This is a genomic window from Aeromonas sp. MdU4 (assembly GCF_041929505.1).
Lineage (GTDB): Bacteria > Pseudomonadota > Gammaproteobacteria > Enterobacterales > Aeromonadaceae > Aeromonas.
The window spans coordinates 136,378-153,204 of the sequence record NZ_JBHFMW010000023.1; the positions used below are offsets into that span (position 1 = coordinate 136,378).

The following is a 16,827-nucleotide window of genomic DNA, read 5'->3' on the forward strand; positions in this document are numbered from 1 at the left end:
TCATGCTTAGCCCAAGGATACCCTTCAGCAATGTCGTCCCAACTGTACGCAGCATCTTTCATGTAGCAGTACAGATGTACCCTAGTGAAGAGGAACTGCTATGCGAGTGATAGCGCAGAAGCTTGCTTCTGAGCAACGAGCCACCATTGTTCTTGATAATGAGCACCTAGTGGAAATCGACAAATATCTTGTCCAAGCTCCCTAGACTTTTAGTCGCTGAAGATCTCTTAGATACCATTGGTGAAATTTGCTGAGGTCAGTTTTCAGTTTCTCTACCGTGTTGTTATAGATCGCATCACTGGTAACAGCGCAAGCAGACAGGCCAGCCTCATAGACAAAACGAGTAGCTATCGGTGACTTCTTCGGGGTGCTGTCCCAGTGGTTTCTCAGCCACAGTGTGAGCCCTTCATCAAGAGGGGCAACCAGATTAAGCTGTTGTTTTGTGCGAGTGATACCGACATAAAACAACCGACGTTCTTCCTCGATGTCCTCGTTGGTCGAAGGGGTGCTCATCGATGTGCGCACGCTGTAAAGATCATCGGTTTTGCCGCCAGGAAATTCCTGCTCATTCAAGCCTATCAGTATCACTTTATCCCACTCTAGCCCCTTGGAACCATGCAGTGTGGAAAGGATGAAGGGCTCGCAGTCAGTCGCAGCCTCTTCCGGGTTTAGGATAAGTTTTAAAAACGTGCGGGAATCGATCTTACTAGAGTCAAGTAGTTCCACGATCCTCACGACTCCTCGTTGCCGATCGTTTGAGCCAGTGCGTGTCACGCCGTCTGAGCCAACACTATCAATAAAACCCTCCATGCCAAGGCGGCGTAACACATCAATAGCTGGCGTTTCCTCTCCGTCCTTTTGGCATATAGTAGCAAGCCTTCCAAGCCGGTCCTTTTGGTATTGTGCGCCGTCGAATAACTGACCTAGAACAGCCCATAGGTCGGCGTGGGGAGCCATCAATCCACTGAGCGCTGCTTTTAATTGCCCTGTCTGCCAATTAAAACCAGCTTCCTTCAGAAAGCCGTAGACAATCGCTTTTTTATTGGGGTGGTTTTCAAGTAGCCGCAGATCGCCGTACACAGACAGCAATACGCCGACTACCAGTATCCCGATTTCAGTACGGGTATGTAATGCGCTTGAACCATTGAGGTAGCGATAGGGTAGCCCACACAGGCGTAATGCAATTTCCGCCTCGGCAAGGTTCGCCTTAGTGCGGGACAATATGGCTTGTGTTCCGCTGCTCACCGAAAGGTTTGATAGCACCTTGGATAAGCAGTTATCAAAGTGCAATCTGACCTCTGTTTTCGGGGTACTAGGATGACTGACACAAAGCCTGGTCAGCTTTGTGGAGTTACGCCGAATTACCGAGTTGGCCATCAAGGAAAGCTCATGGCCAAACCTGAACGTACATGAAAGTTGAAACACCTTCGTATTCCGGTAATGTTGTTCAAACAGGCCACCGATAAAATCTGGTCGAGCACCACGCCACTCGTAGATACACTGGTTAACATCACCAACAGCCATAACGGACGTATCCGACTTAGATAGCAAGCGAGTCATGTCATGCTGTATCAGGTTAACATCCTGATATTCATCAACAATGATGTGTTTGAAGTGGGCGCCAAGGCTACTGTCTTTACGCAACAGTTCGACAGCCTCAACCAAACAGTCATCAAAGGTTCGCAGACTGTTTTTCTCCAACAGCTCACAATAGCGACCATAAGCGCGAATAAATTCCCGCTTTATGCTTCTGAATGTTGGATCATTAGCAGCATCAACAGGAGTTACTGCCGCCGCCCGACAACGAGCGATAAACAGTTCGAAGTCTTCAATTTCATTGGGGTCGAGGTAATTCGCCTCACAGTCAAATCCATGACGGTAGGCTTGCTTAACCAGTTGCTCATAGCGGTAGTCGTCGGGCGTGATGAGGTCTTTCTTCTTGATTAGCTGTCGGCTCTCCCCATAACCAACAATCTTCAAGGCTAAACTGTGGAACGTGCGGATTTCTGGCATCACGCCAGACTTCAGTGCCGTTTTCAATTTATCAGTGAAGCTCATCTGGGCAGATTTGTTGTACATCAAAATTAGGATGGAACGAGGGTCCGTCCCCATTTTTACTAACCTTTCAATGCGCTTGACGAGAGTCGTTGTTTTTCCACTACCCGGTACGGCTTTTACCAACGCATGTCCGGTATCATGGCCAACAATGCTTTTTTGCTCCCAAGTCAGTCTTTTTGTCATGCCTTAACCTTGTAACTGGCGCACTGACGGGCCTCGGTGTAAGGAACTATTTTTGCCTTACTTCGACATTGCAGATAGCCATCCTCCCACAGCTCTGCTTGCTCGCACATAATGCAGTTAGAAAATAGCGAATGAGGATCGGCGTGACAGATAAAGGCTCTCAAGTTATCGGCCAGCTCGGCACTTCCTAACGATCTCGGCCATGTGTTCACGTCAGAGTTGATTGTTAGATCCACTTCAGCGAGCTGCATCGTTTTTTCGTTGAGTCGGCCGGAATCGCTTAAGCTCCAGACAGACATAACCACGTTACCTACGGAGCAGACGCCAGTGCACGTATCAACGGTTTGTGAGGGAGGAGCCCAGTTAAATACTCTCAGGTACTGCTCCTTGATTGAGTATGACCCGGTAAGCAACATCTGAATATCGGCGGCAGATTGAACTTTAAACTCAAGAATCGGGATGCCGGTTTCGATCTTCTCTTGAGAGCAGGGGTGCGTAACACAAATCTCGACATAACAACGCCTACCAACCGCATCACACAACATTATGTCTGGGCGCAGTCCTGTAACCTTATCGTACTTTTCCAGCTCTGCCTGATCGAAGAATTGAGTCAAGTTATAGCGTGCTGGTACGAATTTTAGGCAGTGACGTGTTTCGTCTCTAACTAAGGCTAAACGAGAACCATTGCAGGAAACCCGGCGCTCTAGCTCAAGGCTAATAGGCACATCATGGCAGAGAGCTTGTTGGTAGCGATAGAAGAATGCTTCTTTGCCGCACTTGTGAAGATAGGTTTCAAGGGCGCAGCATTCTTCCGAATGACGGAAGTGCTTAGCATAGTGCTCGCCTAATACTGGCGTGAGGAGGCTTTTACAACCTGGACAGGTGTAGGTACGCGAGCGCAGAGCATCGCTAATGTGCGTGAGCGCGCCTTGGCTATCTAGGGCGTAAGCGTACTGTACTGAGCTGGATTGACTTGTCATGACTGCGTTGCGTCCCCCAGAAAAACACGGCCAAGAACAGACCTTTAAAGCATGTAGCGAGCGATGAGAGTTGCTTGCAGCCGCTACATTAGGCAGCGGTCTGGTAAATAGAGATTCGCTCGCTCGACGTTTTTCAAAGTAGTTGTCACATAAACCCGTATTCAGCGGCCGATAATACGCCATCAAATTGTACGAGAAAGCTACCGTGCTTTATCGAGAAGTCCCACTTCGACTAATTGGTATAACGTGGGCCCCTGATCAGGGGCCCAACACATCACAGTTTTGTTGATTTATTTAGAATGGCTCATCAATTGAATCCTGCAGGTTGTCACTCCCTGCTTCACAACCTTTAGCACTCAGCACAGCTTCGAGCTCCTTAGCTATGTCTGACCAGTTAATGGCCGCAGCCTCTTCGCTCCCGAACTGACTGAGTTTTCCTAGACCTCTAAGGCTCCATGGCAAAAAATTCCCAACGACATCATTGACGAATGATACAAAGTTCTCAAACATCGTTTCAACGGTATCTGGCTGAGCCTTGGACTTCTTACTACGTAGCAGTTCAAAGACCTGGCGTAAGTCCATTCGCAGAAGCAAATTTTCCAGCATTTCCTCCAAGTTATCGGCCTTAACCACATTCTTGTGCGTAGCTCCAGAGAATATTTTTATAAGAGTTTCGTTAGGCTGCTCAGGGATACTATTGAACCGCTCTAGGAGCTCACGGTAGAGCGCAGCATCAGTCTCGAAGCTCTCTTCAGATAAGAACTCCACCATCAGTCGGCACGTTCCGGGTGAAAAACCGCTCCGATTTGCTGCCTGGCCAAATTCCGTTAGCCTGATTGGACTGTTCATCACAGCCATTGCGCCACCTACTAGATGATTGTCCAAAATGCTGCTGACAGTCTCAGACATGATTCGATGTACGTTTCGTTTACCATCGGTTTGCCCAGCGTAAGAGGCCTCCGTCAGTTCTGAAACAATGTCTTCAGCATCAGGGTGTTCTCCGATACACGCGAGCAGTTGTGCACTGAAAGTGGCCTCCAGCAATTTCTGCTCATGCATTGGGGTTTCGGCCCACTCTCTGCCGAGTGTTGACATGAGAGGCGAGGACGAGAACATTACCTCCTCCAAGCGACGAGTGTTTCGCTGTCGCTCCATGGACGGGGGGCCCATCAAGTTCTCGAAGAGAACCGTATCACCCTCGGAGAAGGCTCCAGCTCTACCACAGCGGCCCGCAATGTTACGAAAAGTCATCGACTTCATTGCCTTACCATCGTTACGCATACTGCTGAGCCAGTGAGCAACAATAGTCCACCGGAACGGAAAATCTGCTCCCTCTGCGAGTGTGGTGGTCGCACAGACCACAGCTAGTGCACGTGCGCGGGTAAGTCGCTCTATGTCGCGGCGCACATCAAAGGGAAGAGATGCGTTGTGGTATGACACTCCATACCGAAGGCACTCGGCTAAGAAGTTCAAGTAGGGATAGCGTTCAAGTATGTTGGCTGCGGTCTGTAAAACATCTTCGTCCTCAACGTTCTCTCGGCCTTCCAATAATTCACGAGCAAGTAGTCGGGTATCTAGCTTTCGCGGACACACGATCAGGCCAGGTGACCCTAATCTAGTCAGAAGATCTCGCGCAATTGCAGCAACATTAGTAGCCGCACTTTTCTCGTTAGCATTCGGATACTTTGCTTTTTTAATCTTTCCAGGAAGATTGACGATGATAGGGTCCGACATGGCCGAAGTGGGTTTCTCGCCCGTAGGACGGAGCACGTCGTTTCCGTGAATCCAGTACATAACTCCGTTTGCAAGACACATAGCCAATCGACGAGCGGTAGGTCGCCAGCCAATTTGATGAAGGTCGATATCTTGTACGTCCAGCCATGTACAAATACGCTGTGGCTCTGTCAACACAGCTGATAGCCCGATGATACGTAGCTTTGGATTGTTTCGTTGAAGGAGCCGAAGTCGTGAAACCAAGCCTTCAAGACGGGCCCCCCGAACCCCATTCTCGAGAATATGAATCTCGTCAAAAACGACTGTGCGTAGTCGGTCAAGGTCTTCACCAATACGAAGCCAACCATCAAATCGTTCAGGAGTAGCAACGACAACCTCATGCTCGGCAAAGCTGTTTAAAGCCTCCGATTGGAAACCACCAAACATCGAAACAACACGTCCCTCATCACCGAGGTGTTTCCGAAGAGAGTCCTTCACCTGTTCCCCAACGGCGACATACGGAGCTACGTAAACACACAGACCGCCATCCACCAAACTTGACGCTATGCAAGCTTCAGCGATAAATGTCTTACCTGTGCTTGTTGGCAGTGTTAGGAGGGTATTGCGTCCGTGTTGGGCAATTCGTCTCTTGCTCAGCAGTATGTGCTGGGGCGGTAGCAAAGTTACCATGCCCGACTTGATGGAATTTCGGATGAACCATTCTGGAATTTCGGGAGCATTTTCCAGAAGATTAGCAGTTGCTAATCTTCTGGCTTGATAAGCCGCCATCCGCCCACCCAGCAAGAGCGCCCCTTCCGCCATCGTTCCAGCCATTGCTGCGTCAGTGAAAATCCTGAGCGCAGCTTCGAATGCTGCGGCACTTCCCCGACGTAAGGCGCGATACCATAATCGACGAAACGCCTCAAATTCACTGTCGTCCGAACGAAATCGAACCGACTTATCACAAGGCACACATATAGCTGCGACCATACGGAGCACCAAGCTTTTCTCAATATAATCTGGGGACACATCAGAAAGCACAGCTCGTGCGCTGGGAAAGTTGCCATGCATGGCAAAAGCAAGGGCGGCATAAAAGGATAAATCATCAAGGTCAGCGTTGTTTGGCGCATTTCCTGCGCGGCGCAGATGTTGTGCCGTGGACTGTAAGATCCTGGCCGCAGCGACAAGAGGGCTGGCTTTGTTCTCATCATCAAGCGCCTCAAGCGCCTCGACATTCACGTGGACTTGGAACGCATTGACACATTTAAGCGCAGTGGCTACATCGAGCGGAGCTGCAGTGGGCCATACGGGTTCAACTCCTCTAGCTTTTGCTGCGGATGAGGCGGCACTATCAAGGAATCTAACTGACGTTGGGAGGTCTCTCATCATGGCATCGAACTTCCGTTATTCGAGAGATGTACAAGGCATTCGGTAAGCTTCTTAATCGCAATGCTCCAAGGCTCAATTGTTTGCTTATTCCACCCCTGCTCTTCTATTTTCGTTGCGACATCGTCTAATGCCTCAACTGCTTTTGTATCTCCTGCATTTCGGTCGTGCACCAACGTAGGTAAAAGTTTGATATTTTTACAGTCCTTAGCTTCTGGCATAAAGAGATTGCCGACTCGTTCAATTTTATCATCAGAGAACTCATGCACTTCTCTCAAGTATGCTTGAAGCCAATTACATCTTTGACCTAGTGAGCCAGCAATCGCAGCTTTGCCTAACAGTTTTTCATAGTCGGCAACTAATGCTGTCGCGTACGTCAACGTTATAGTGCCGGTAGTTTTAACCTCCATGATATATAGGCAATCCTTACTGACGTCCCCCCCAGGATCCAAATGTACAATCGTGGTATCCAACCCTGTTGGTGCACCATCTTGCAGCGGAGTCAGAGCCCCCATAAGAGCTACCGTGTAGCCAGAATCTCTCCCATGTAGTCCACTTGCTCGGGCGACTCGATACGACAGGAACTCGCCAAGATTACCCTTTCGGCCAGTAGTCAGTTTCGTAATCTTCGGTGGCCAGTTCTTGATCGTTCTTTTGAGTTCAGTGTGTATCCATTCGTAAAATGCCGCACAATCGGGATTACCCCGTATTAGCTGGACGATCCACCCGTTGGATGACTGAGAGGGTAACTTAGTGAAGGCTGTTGGCATCTATTCCTCGTTCTAACGCGTAGTCGTTATTTTTTATTAGTAAGACATCCCACCGTCATGAGTGCCGACTGTATCACTTGGTCAGTCCCTAATCCGCCGTTTAGGCCACAAATTGAGTCTCGATGAACCAAATCTCAGACATATGTTATCTCCATGAACCTACCTCAGGGACTGCTTCGGCAGTCCCTTTTTCATTGGAGATCTCTATGGCTCATTTGATTGATTCCATGGCCTACACCGGCCAAACCCCTTGGCATGGCCTTGGCAATGTCTTACCCCCACAACAGTCCCTGGATGTCTGGCTGCAAGCTGCCGGGATGGACTGGACCATCGAGCAAAGCGATGTGCTGTATCAGGGCTCGCCTGACAATCCCATCCTGCACACCTACCCCGACAGCAGAGTGCTCTACCGCTCCGATACCCTGGCACCGCTGTCGGTGGTCTCACAGCGCTACAACGTGGTACAGCCCCATGAGGTGCTGCACTTCTATCAAGATTTGGTGGAGGCCGGTGGTTTCGAGCTGGAGACCGCAGGCTCACTCAAAGGCGGCCGCAAACTCTGGGCCCTGGCCAAGACAGGCCAAGACCTGATGCTCAAAGGCGGTGATCTGGTGAAGTCCTATCTACTGCTGGCAACCAGCTGTGATGGCACACTCTGCACCACGGCGCAATTCACCTCGGTGCGGGTAGTCTGCAACAACACCCTTCAGGTAGCAGTAGGTAACCAATCCGCCGCCATCAAGGTTCCCCACTCAACCCAGTTTGACGCTGTAGCAGTGAAACAGGCGCTGGGGCTGGGGGTAAGCCAGTGGGATCATTTCGGCCTGCATGCCAAAGCGCTCAGCCAACGGCCTGTGGCCCCTCAAGAGGCACTGCGCTTTTTCAGTGACCTGTTGGCACAGCCTCTGGACGAAGAGAGCATTGTACTCACTCGACCTGTGCAGCGTTTGCATGAGCTCTACCAAGGGGCGGGCATGGGAGCAGAGTTGGCCAGTTCGCACAACACCGCGTGGGGGTTGGTCAATGCGGTGACCGAGTATGTCGACCACCATCGTCGTACCCGCAGCCAGGATCATCGGCTGGATTCGGCCTGGTTTGGTCAAGGCGCCCAGCTCAAATCCCGTGCCCTGGCACAAGCCATCATCTTGCTGCAGTAGGAGAGCGCAACATGTCCGCATTGAACTATGGTGACCACCTTATCTCTCCGCGTATCGGGTATGAGCACCACGGGATCTACGTTGGTAACAACATGGTGATCCACTACCAGGGCCCCTTCTCGGGACACGACGCTTGCCAGATTGTCCGCTCCAGGCTCAGCCAGTTTTCCCAGGGAAATGACGTTTGGGTCAAGCCGCACCCCTATCGTCACTTCAGCAGGGAAGAGGCGGTTAATCGTGCCCGCCGTCATCTGGGAGAGCGCAGCTACAATCTGCTGTTCAACAACTGCGAGCACTTTGTGCTGTGGTGTATTGAAGACCGGCATCACTCACCTCAGGTCACCCGTGCCGCCCAAACGGTGATCGCCTCCCAGGTGGTGAAAACCTCGGTCGGCAAGCTGGCCTCCACAACAGGTGCCGGACTGACCGGAGCCTATGTCAGTAGTACCGCTGCGACGTCCACTGCAGCCTCCCTGGTTGCGCTTGGGAGCGCGCCTGCCTGGGCACCAGTAGCGGTGGGTGTGGTCGCGGCTTACGGTGTTCACAAACTGTGGGATTGGTTAACGGACTAACCGGCCAATCAGCGTCGTCATCATCTCCATCACCAGTTGCCGGTCATCATTACTCAGCGTTGCCAACTGCTGGCTGAGGATGATGGCCTGCTCCTGGGGGCGGGGGCTGGTTTCACGCAGCAAGTCCACCAACTCACAGTCAAATATGTGAGCCAGTTCAGCCAATCGCACAATGGTGGGGACCACCACCCCGCGCTCCATCCGCGATACCGCCTCCATCCCTACCTCTAGCCGTTCAGCTACCGCCTCCTGGGTCAATCCACGCTGTTGGCGTTGGTGAGCAATCGCCTTACCCACCAGCCGGGCTAACTCATCTTGATCGATCTTTGTCATAAGTCCTCCAAATCAACTTTAAAGGTTGATAGCTAGACCCATTGACATGAAGGACCCAAAAAGATGATGATCATCTTTTTAGGTTGACATTGATCGAATGTAGACGTTTTAAGTCGAACGAGACGGAACAAATAACAAGGAAACAAATATGAAAAAGTCACTGTTACTGCTTGCCATGCTGGCAGCCATTCAGGCGCAAGCCGAGCCAGCCCAAGAGGGTGTGTGGCAAGTCAGCAAGGGCAAACCCTTTCCGGGATACAACTACTGGGTGGAGGACAACTCAGGGAAGGAGGAGGTTAGTCTGACCCTCACCTGTGACCCTAGCGCAACCGCCGAACTCATTGCGAAAGTGGGTTATATCCAGTATGGCCACTATGGTGACAAGGCATTCGGGTTGATTATTGATGGAAAGCGATACGATGGTATTCGTCGTCTCGGTGAGGACTTCCCGGCCTTTTGGGAAGCGCTTCGCGCTGCCAAGCAACTAGCGATTTTTACTGAAGACGAGGAAGAGCAAGGCATCGTCCCTGTGCCCACCACGGGGCTCGCTGCTGCGTTGCCAGCCGTCGGTTCATCGGGCTATTTCTGCCGAGCCAAAGAGAAACCCGAGTCAGAGAAGCCGCAACCAGCCAAAGGGAGCTGGGGCAGTTTTGGCGATGCGAGCAAAGGATATACCTATTCCGTCTATAACCGAGCTGACTCATTCACCATTCGATGTCACCCCAACAAACCAGCCACCATTGATGTGAACATCATGAGTGTCGGAAAATATGGCTCTCAGGACTATCAAAATGACTTCGTTTTTGACGTCGATGGCAAGATCTTCGTTGGCCACCGTGCCCTTCAAGACAAGCAAAGTTTTGAAAAGCTTTGGACAGCATTGAGAAATGCAAAAGAGCTGGGAGTCTATCAGGGGGATAGAAATAGCCGAAAATTTTCTTTCCCAACCAATGAGATAGCGAAAACCTTACCTGCACTGGGTACGCCAGGTTTCCCATGTTTAACCACAGCGCAACATAACGCGGCGGTGCTTGATGATGATCTCGCCAACATCGAACCGTTGAAGGATGGGGATGGGGATGTGCACCTGCATAAGCGCATCAATCCCTACTATCGCAAAACGACCTGGAACAAGTACCTGCTCGACATCACCAGCCGCAGTAACCGGATGGTGATCACCGACCTCAAGATCAACCGGGGCAGTTGCACCATTGATCCGAAAGCCAAGCTGCCATTTCGGATGGGCTTTGGCGGCAAAGTAACGCTCTCTCTGCTGCCGGAAGACTGTAACCCCCTTGAGATCACTGTGACCACACTCGGTGGCGAGCAGACGCTGTCGTTTGACCAATAACCCAACCCAGGGAGGCAACAGCCTCCCTGTTATTTTTAAAAGGTAACCACAATGAACCGACTTATCGCGCTGCTGGTGGCGCTTGCCACCAGTGGTGTCGGGGCAGAGGAAAATGGTTGGTCTCGCAGTTGGGGGCCGGGTACGCAGGCGAACTACACCGTCACCCTAGCAGGCACCACCCTGCTCACCATCATCTGCCGGGATGATGCGCCGCTCACCATGTTGGCGACGATGAACGGTCGTGATTATGGCAGCGACAGCAAACGTCAGTTTGCCTTGCTGGTGGATGGGCAACGCTACGATGCCCCTTACCGGCAAGGAGACTTCACCACGTTCTGGGAGGCACTTCGTAGCGCAACCTCGGTGGCGCTATTGCTGCCGTCAAACCCGCCCATCGATTTGCCCACCAGCCACCTTGCAGAGGTACTGCCCGCCATCGGCACCCCGGATAACACCTGTATTGCGCCTGGGTCATCACAGGACTTTGGCACACCGTGACGATGGCTTACACCCACCATTACAACCACACCCAGAGGGAGGCTAATGCCTCCCTCGTTTTATTGGATACGACAAGGAACGCTTATGACTATTCCCTTTTTCCGAGATGGCTTTGCCCTGCCCGTTACCCAAGCGCTGCTCGCATTACTCAATCAGGAGGTCACCCATATCGGCCTCAACCTCGAACACCTGACCCAGCTCACCTTCAACTTTCGCAGTCCCACCTACAGCCCCGAGCAAGGAGGAGCTCACCCCGTCGAGATACGCCTGATACGCGGCCTTGATGGCTGGCTGTTCGATTACGTCACCGACTTCAGCTATCAGGGACTCGGTCAGGATGCCGAGCTCTGCAAGGAGCTCGATTTCAACTTCCTGGATGACGAACACTATCTGCAAGGATGGGGGCCTATCCAGCGCTCAGAGGCCCATGAGTTATTCAGTCTGTGGCAGACCAACTTTGTTGCCTACTGCCGGATGGCGTACTTCACCGTCACGGTCAGTGGGGATTAGGAGGTGTGTGATGACTAACGAACTGCCGCTTTCCCACTATTCACGTCAGTGGCTGGGGCTTGTCGCCGCCAAGGCTAAGATACAACCGCGCCACCGTGGCCAGCGCTGGTTGCTACACCTCACCCCTGATAGCCCCCATGCCCGTACCGTTACGCTGCACCTGCGCTGGTCTGGGGTGCAGTGGCAACTGCTTTCCCTCACCAATGCCGAGGACTGGCTCACCATGAGCCAACCCGTGGATGAAATCTGCATGGACCCCAAGCGTCATTGTTTTTGGCGCTGTCAGGCAGGGCCTGTCCCACCCACTGCACGGGCAGGAATATTGGCCAGTTTTATGAGTAATCTGCTGAGAACGTGCAACCACTACGGCTTTTCCGTGGAGAGTGACCCCTTACCCCAAGAGGAGGTTCGCGATGCCCAAACATCCGATAGCCGTTGAGCTGGAGGCGATTAATCGAGAGGGAGAGACGCAAGTAGTGCGGGACAGTGGCCTGACCGTGCAGGGCTACAGCGTCTACCTGCGGGCGGTAGAGAGCAGTGGCCTTGCCCTAGCTACCTGGGTAGCTGACTACGACACCATTGGTCCGGCTTACCAACTGGCGGAACGGCTGAGTCTCGCACTGGCGATCCCGCTTACCGTGTTGGTCCCCGAACCGTTGATACCGGTACAGAGTGGCTCCACAGCTACGGCAGGAGCCATCACGACGGCCAGCTGATACTCTCAAAGAGAGCCAACAACCTCTCTACCTTTGACCCCGACATGCTTCCTGCATGCCGGGGTTTTGTTTATTTGGAGAACCCCACATGCATTACCACAAACTCAAAGCCGGGGAATGCCCCGGCACTTATGTCGTTACCGAACCGGTGACCGAGCAAGACCTGCTGCGTATCGCCAACCAGATCGCCCGTCAGAAACTGGCCAAGGGAGAAGCTATTACCGACAAACACTTGGCACAGCATGCACTACAAACCCTGTTGCAGAGCAGAGAGCATGAAGTATTTGCCATACTGTTCTTGGACAACCAGCATCGGATCCTGGCATATGAGGAGCTATTTCGCGGCACACTCAGCAGTGCCTCCGTCTACCCACGGGAAGTTGTTAAACGTGCGTTGGCGCTCAATGCAGCAGCTCTGATGCTGGTGCATAACCACCCCTCCGGCCCCCCGGAACCCAGTAGAGCGGATATCGAGATCACCCAACGATTGCAAAGCGCCTTGGCACTGGTGGATATCCGCACCCTGGATCATCTAGTTGTGGGCGGCGAAGGCATCGTGTCGCTGGCAGAGAGAGGAGTACTTGCCTAACGAATAAGGGCTCAGCCAAGCTATCATTCGGCCTTGCTGAACCCTTTTCTTTTTATTTTTTCAGGTGAGGCGCACCAATGATCCTAGATTGACCCCTTGAATATCCAGATCCTATCTAACCACATCACCGCCTCACATCCATTATTAATCCACGCGCCCACAGGGGGCGCGACGGGTTGCCGGTACCACTACGGAGACGCCGGTATTGAGTTTCAATCCACGCGCCCGCAGGGGGCGCGACCCGAGTGAGGGGCGTTGACGACAGCCATCATTTGGTTTCAATCCACGCGCCCACGGGGAGCGCGACTCCTGAATCCATACAGAGACCCCCTTTCCGTTCCCTGAGTGTTTCAATCCACGCGCCAGCGGTGGGTTCGACCGGAACCCTTGCGCGGGTCGATGAAGACCACTTTGTTTCAATCCACGCGCCCACAGGGGGCGCGACGCTAAAAACCTAAAGTGCGGCTCGGAATCTAGAGTTTCAATCCACGCGCCCGCGGGGGACGCGACTCGATCGAGGCGACGACCCCGATCACGGATGAAAAGTTTCAATCCACGAGCCCACAGGGCGCGCGACCACTTGGCAACCTTGCCGCCAATTTTTTAGGCGGTTTCAATCCACGCGCCCACGGAGGACGCGACGTCAGAACCGATTTGGCCAGCAAGATCGAGATGGTTTCAATCCACGCGCCCGCAGGGGACGCGACCATCCTCAACATTCTCATATGGCAGGAGACGATTGTTTCAATCCACGCGCCCGCAGGGGGCGCGACTGCCGTAGACGTTGGCACCCTTGATGGGGATCAGCTTGTTTCAATCCACGCGCCCGCAGGGGGCGCGACGGGGAGCAACGCTACACGAGGCGATTTATTTTGGGGTTTCAATCCACGCGCCCGCAGGGGGCGCGACGTAAGCCTCTTGCGTGGCGGCTATCCAGTCGTAGTTTCAATCCACGCGCCCGCAGGGGGCGCGACCGTCTTCTTGCAAAGACAGAAACCGCCTATCGGAAAACGGTATTCTGCGCCAACTCATGTCAGTTGGATCACAGATAGACGATCCCGAAAGGCGGTCTTTCAATATATAGCTATTTATCAATTAGTTAAAAAAATGCCAATCTTCCGGTTTTTTAATGAGCACTAGCGGTTGGCGTTCAGATAATCAGGTCACTCTTGAAGATATCTAGGGCGCGTTTGGCGCCATGATGCTCCACCTTGCTGCGCCACTCCTTTCCGAGACGATAAAAACGCAGGCTATCGACATCCGGATCATAGGTCTTTAACAGTTGATCCCGAAACCGCACCCACTGATCTGGCTCCACTTCGCATTCAAACACCGAGTACTGTACGCGCACACCATAGTCCAGACAGATTTTTGCCAGATGGCGCAGACGCCGAGGCCCGTCAGGATCTTCCAGAGAAACATCGTAGGTCACCAATATCATCATGGCTGTACTACCTCACCGATGTACATAGGGCGGATATTCCGCCAAATCACCGCGCAGATGTTGCGCAAGCAACATGGCCTGCACATGCGGCAGCAGGCCGACGGCTACTTTTTCACCCAAGAACGGATGGGTAACTTCTTCCTGCTTTCTGGCTTGCCAGCTCTGTAACAACAACCGCCGGGTATCTTCCTTCATGGCGACTCCGCCCAGCATATCGGTTGTAAAATCACCCATCTTGACCTGCTGACGATTGATCAGGGTCAACACCAATCGATCCACTATCGGCGCCCGAAACTCCTCCAGCAAGTCCAACGCCAGGCTATCCCTTCCCGGCCGTTCTTCGTGCAAGAACCCCACTTGTGGATCCAGACCCACGCCCTGCAGCGCGCCACTGATCTCTTTCGAAAGCACGGAATACATAAATGACAACATGGCATTGACGGGATCCTTGGGGGGACGCCGAGTCCGGCCATCAAAAACGAACCCCGTTTGCGAGTTGATCAGCTGACTGAATACCCCGAAATAATGACGAGCCGCTTCCCCTTCAAAACCAAGGATCCGCTCCGTATCGCTCTGGCTTTTCAACTCGGCCACGATCTGCCGTAACCGATGCGCCGCTGCAGAGACATCCGGATTTGAACCATATGTTCGAAGATGCCGTTGCAGCACTACCCGCGAGGAGTGCACCTTTGCCACGACAATGTTGCGGGCAATATGGTTTTCACGACTATCCACGCGATCCGCGCGGCGAAACTGGGCGCGCCGCAGCAAGACATTCCCGGTTTGTTTGCCCACCACCCGTGCCTGAAAACGGCCGAAGGCATCGTAAAACGCCAGCTGTGTGCCGTTTTCACCACAAAAGCCCATCAACTGCGGCGACACCAGCACATTGCCAAAGCAAAAGATGTTCCCCACCGAATGAATGGGTATCTGCAACAATTTTTTGCGTTGCCCCTCGACCGTCTGCTCCACCAGCAGCGTTTCCCGCTCCTTGTGCAGATAGGCGCCATCGCGAGTGATATAGAGGCTGTTTTGCAATTTTTTCACTCGTCGCCCTCCTGCATTGAGAATAGATCCGCTACGTAAGCCACTGAGCGATCCCTTGCCTGATATTCCGGCTGACACCACTCCCACAATGAACAGGCCTGGCAATACTTGCCCGGCTTCACATGTGGGATCTCACCCGATTTCAGCAATAAGGCGACCTGCGCGATGACCTGATGCGTCCGCTCCCGCAGTGCCGCATCCAGCACCACTTCTGTCCGATGCCGTATCTGCCAGTACCAGAGCGCACCCCGCTGTATAAACTGGCCGGTCATCTCCTCCAGACACAGCGCCTGGGCACACAACTGGATAGCATCGGCATCATGGCTCTTGGGTTTGCCACGCTTGTATTCCACAGGCAGCAGCTCCCCGCTGACCAGATCCTTTTCCAGCAGATCAAGCTTGCCGGTCAGACCAAGACGGGGGGCACTGACCAGTACCCCACGCTCATAACGCACGCCCTTGCGCGTCTCCGGCTCACCCTGATCCACACGCTGATGCAGCAATAGCCCCTGCGCTGTCAGCCAGTTTTCGGCCCAGACTTGACCGTTATGAATCAGGGCACATTGCCTTGGGCAAAACGCATAGTGCTGCAAAGCAGAAAGTGGGATCAGGCGGGGATCGTCCATTGTTTTCACCAAATGGCATCATCTGAGGCAATGACAATCAAAAGCCTTCGATAATTTCCGGTACCAAACCGTCAAGGGATTCGACTGATATGGTCCCATCTGCATTCACAACCAGAGATCGATGTACTTTAGCCGATGAGTATTGACCGGCTTTACAATTGTGTTTCCACCAAATCACCTTGACGACTTCCATGCTGCCCTCTGGCCGTGCAGATGATGCATCGTTCTCGAAAAGCCGGGGCAGCACAGACTTGAAGATGTCAGCATCCGCATCACTGAAGCCGGTTTTTTCGGCCAATTGAGGGTTGATACTGCCATAGCACTCATAAATGCTCATGCCATCAACGCGATGCTTCATCCCCATTGTGTCAGAACCACGCTTACTGCCATCACCTTCACCATTCACGCTCTTGGTGATCTGGGTGCTGGTGATACTGACCGGCTCCTTGCTGAAAGCCGACTGCACCGTCACCGGGCCCCGGACTGGTATAGAAACACCGCTGGCGTCAGCGTCTTTGCCAAAGGCAAAAACCTGACCGAAGGCGCGGACATCGAACCACTTGGCACAAGCCTTCTTGGCTGCATCGTCCTTCTTGGTTTTCTTCGGGTTCCAGTTGTCTTTACCCAAGCCATTCAGATTGGACTCGGCACGATTACGCAGACTGGTTTCGTCATCCGTTTTGCGATCATCCGATTGCACAAAGATGGGTTGACCTGCCTCTTGCAGCCGATCACGCAACTTGCGTTTGATACAAACATCGGTGATCTCACCAAAGCCACCGTAATCGGTGCGCGGGCGATTGCCATTGAGCGGATCACCATTGGGATTGGCATTCTTCACGCGCAGAACCAGGGCGTAGTCGATCTTGTTTTGTAATGTGCTCATAGGTGGCT

The 16,827-nt window shown here is 52.8% G+C and carries 17 protein-coding genes and 1 CRISPR repeat array; of the genes, 8 read left to right on the forward strand and 9 right to left on the reverse strand.

Features of this window, described 5'->3' with window-relative positions; genetic code table 11:
* Positions 1-201 precede the first annotated feature (201 nt).
* The 4 genes from ACE1BR_RS12900 to ACE1BR_RS12915 all read right to left on the reverse strand — a co-directional run bounded on the left by ACE1BR_RS12900 (position 202) and on the right by ACE1BR_RS12915 (position 6,730).
* A complete protein-coding gene (locus tag ACE1BR_RS12900) occupies positions 202-2,241 on the reverse strand; it encodes an ATP-dependent helicase (protein WP_374870863.1) in 2,040 nt (679 codons plus the stop codon).
* Entirely contained in the window at positions 2,238-3,221 is a 984-nt protein-coding gene (locus ACE1BR_RS12905; protein WP_374870865.1) for a hypothetical protein, read from the reverse strand. Before ACE1BR_RS12905 ends, ACE1BR_RS12900 begins: the two co-directional genes overlap by 4 nt.
* 294 nt (positions 3,222-3,515) lie before the next feature.
* Positions 3,516-6,323, reverse strand: a complete 2,808-nt coding sequence (locus tag ACE1BR_RS12910) for a DEAD/DEAH box helicase (RefSeq protein WP_374870867.1) — start codon at positions 6,321-6,323, stop codon at positions 3,516-3,518.
* Positions 6,320-6,730, reverse strand: a complete 411-nt coding sequence (locus ACE1BR_RS12915; protein ID WP_374870869.1) for a hypothetical protein — start codon at positions 6,728-6,730, stop codon at positions 6,320-6,322. Before ACE1BR_RS12915 ends, ACE1BR_RS12910 begins: the two co-directional genes overlap by 4 nt.
* Positions 6,731-7,296: 566 nt before the next feature.
* Between ACE1BR_RS12915 and ACE1BR_RS12920 the strand changes: the two genes are divergently transcribed.
* Both ACE1BR_RS12920 and ACE1BR_RS12925 read left to right on the forward strand, forming a co-directional pair.
* Complete coding sequence (locus ACE1BR_RS12920; RefSeq protein WP_374870870.1) at positions 7,297-8,247, forward strand: DUF932 domain-containing protein; 951 nt, start codon at positions 7,297-7,299, stop codon at positions 8,245-8,247.
* 11 nt (positions 8,248-8,258) lie between these two features.
* Positions 8,259-8,819 carry a lecithin retinol acyltransferase family protein gene (locus ACE1BR_RS12925; RefSeq protein WP_374870872.1) on the forward strand — a complete coding sequence of 187 codons (561 nt, stop codon included), beginning with the start codon at positions 8,259-8,261 and terminating at the stop codon, positions 8,817-8,819.
* Here ACE1BR_RS12925 and ACE1BR_RS12930 read toward each other — a convergent pair.
* The gene (locus ACE1BR_RS12930) at positions 8,808-9,152 is read right to left on the reverse strand and encodes a helix-turn-helix domain-containing protein (RefSeq protein WP_259241601.1); all 345 of its coding nucleotides are present in this window, start codon (positions 9,150-9,152) and stop codon (positions 8,808-8,810) included. The two genes, ACE1BR_RS12925 and ACE1BR_RS12930, sit on opposite strands and share 12 nt — an antisense overlap.
* Positions 9,153-9,300: 148 nt before the next feature.
* Between ACE1BR_RS12930 and ACE1BR_RS12935 the strand changes: the two genes are divergently transcribed.
* From ACE1BR_RS12935 to radC, 6 genes are all read left to right on the forward strand, one after another.
* Entirely contained in the window at positions 9,301-10,503 is a 1,203-nt protein-coding gene (locus ACE1BR_RS12935; protein WP_374870875.1) for a hypothetical protein, read from the forward strand.
* Between the two features lie 51 nt (positions 10,504-10,554).
* Positions 10,555-11,001, forward strand: coding sequence for a hypothetical protein (locus ACE1BR_RS12940; protein WP_374870877.1), 447 nt, complete (start codon positions 10,555-10,557; stop codon positions 10,999-11,001).
* 84 nt (positions 11,002-11,085) lie between these two features.
* Positions 11,086-11,511: a DUF2787 domain-containing protein gene (locus ACE1BR_RS12945; RefSeq protein ID WP_259229570.1), complete on the forward strand. Its 426-nt coding sequence runs from the start codon at positions 11,086-11,088 to the stop codon at positions 11,509-11,511.
* 10 nt (positions 11,512-11,521) lie between these two features.
* On the forward strand, positions 11,522-11,950 hold the full coding sequence (locus tag ACE1BR_RS12950) for a hypothetical protein (protein ID WP_374870879.1): 429 nt from the start codon (positions 11,522-11,524) through the stop codon (positions 11,948-11,950).
* Positions 11,925-12,227: a hypothetical protein gene (locus tag ACE1BR_RS12955; protein WP_374870881.1), complete on the forward strand. Its 303-nt coding sequence runs from the start codon at positions 11,925-11,927 to the stop codon at positions 12,225-12,227. Before ACE1BR_RS12950 ends, ACE1BR_RS12955 begins: the two co-directional genes overlap by 26 nt.
* Positions 12,228-12,315: 88 nt before the next feature.
* Positions 12,316-12,816 carry a DNA repair protein RadC gene (gene radC, locus ACE1BR_RS12960; RefSeq protein ID WP_374870883.1) on the forward strand — a complete coding sequence of 167 codons (501 nt, stop codon included), beginning with the start codon at positions 12,316-12,318 and terminating at the stop codon, positions 12,814-12,816.
* Positions 12,817-12,957: 141 nt separating this feature from the next.
* Positions 12,958-13,783: a CRISPR direct-repeat array (repeat unit 20 nt; unit sequence GTTTCAATCCACGCGCCCGC).
* 183 nt (positions 13,784-13,966) lie between these two features.
* Here the strand turns inward: radC and cas2 are convergent.
* The 4 genes from cas2 to cas7c are packed head-to-tail and all read right to left on the reverse strand — an operon-like array spanning position 13,967 to position 16,819.
* Positions 13,967-14,260, reverse strand: coding sequence for a CRISPR-associated endonuclease Cas2 (cas2, locus tag ACE1BR_RS12965; RefSeq protein ID WP_101531518.1), 294 nt, complete (start codon positions 14,258-14,260; stop codon positions 13,967-13,969).
* Between the two features lie 12 nt (positions 14,261-14,272).
* The gene (gene cas1c / locus ACE1BR_RS12970; protein WP_374870885.1) at positions 14,273-15,307 is read right to left on the reverse strand and encodes a type I-C CRISPR-associated endonuclease Cas1c; all 1,035 of its coding nucleotides are present in this window, start codon (positions 15,305-15,307) and stop codon (positions 14,273-14,275) included.
* The gene (gene cas4 / locus ACE1BR_RS12975; RefSeq protein ID WP_374870887.1) at positions 15,304-15,933 is read right to left on the reverse strand and encodes a CRISPR-associated protein Cas4; all 630 of its coding nucleotides are present in this window, start codon (positions 15,931-15,933) and stop codon (positions 15,304-15,306) included. The genes cas1c and cas4 overlap by 4 nt, the downstream gene beginning before the upstream one ends.
* A 37-nt stretch (positions 15,934-15,970) precedes the next feature.
* Positions 15,971-16,819, reverse strand: coding sequence for a type I-C CRISPR-associated protein Cas7/Csd2 (gene cas7c, locus ACE1BR_RS12980; protein WP_374870888.1), 849 nt, complete (start codon positions 16,817-16,819; stop codon positions 15,971-15,973).
* Positions 16,820-16,827: the final 8 nt, after the last annotated feature.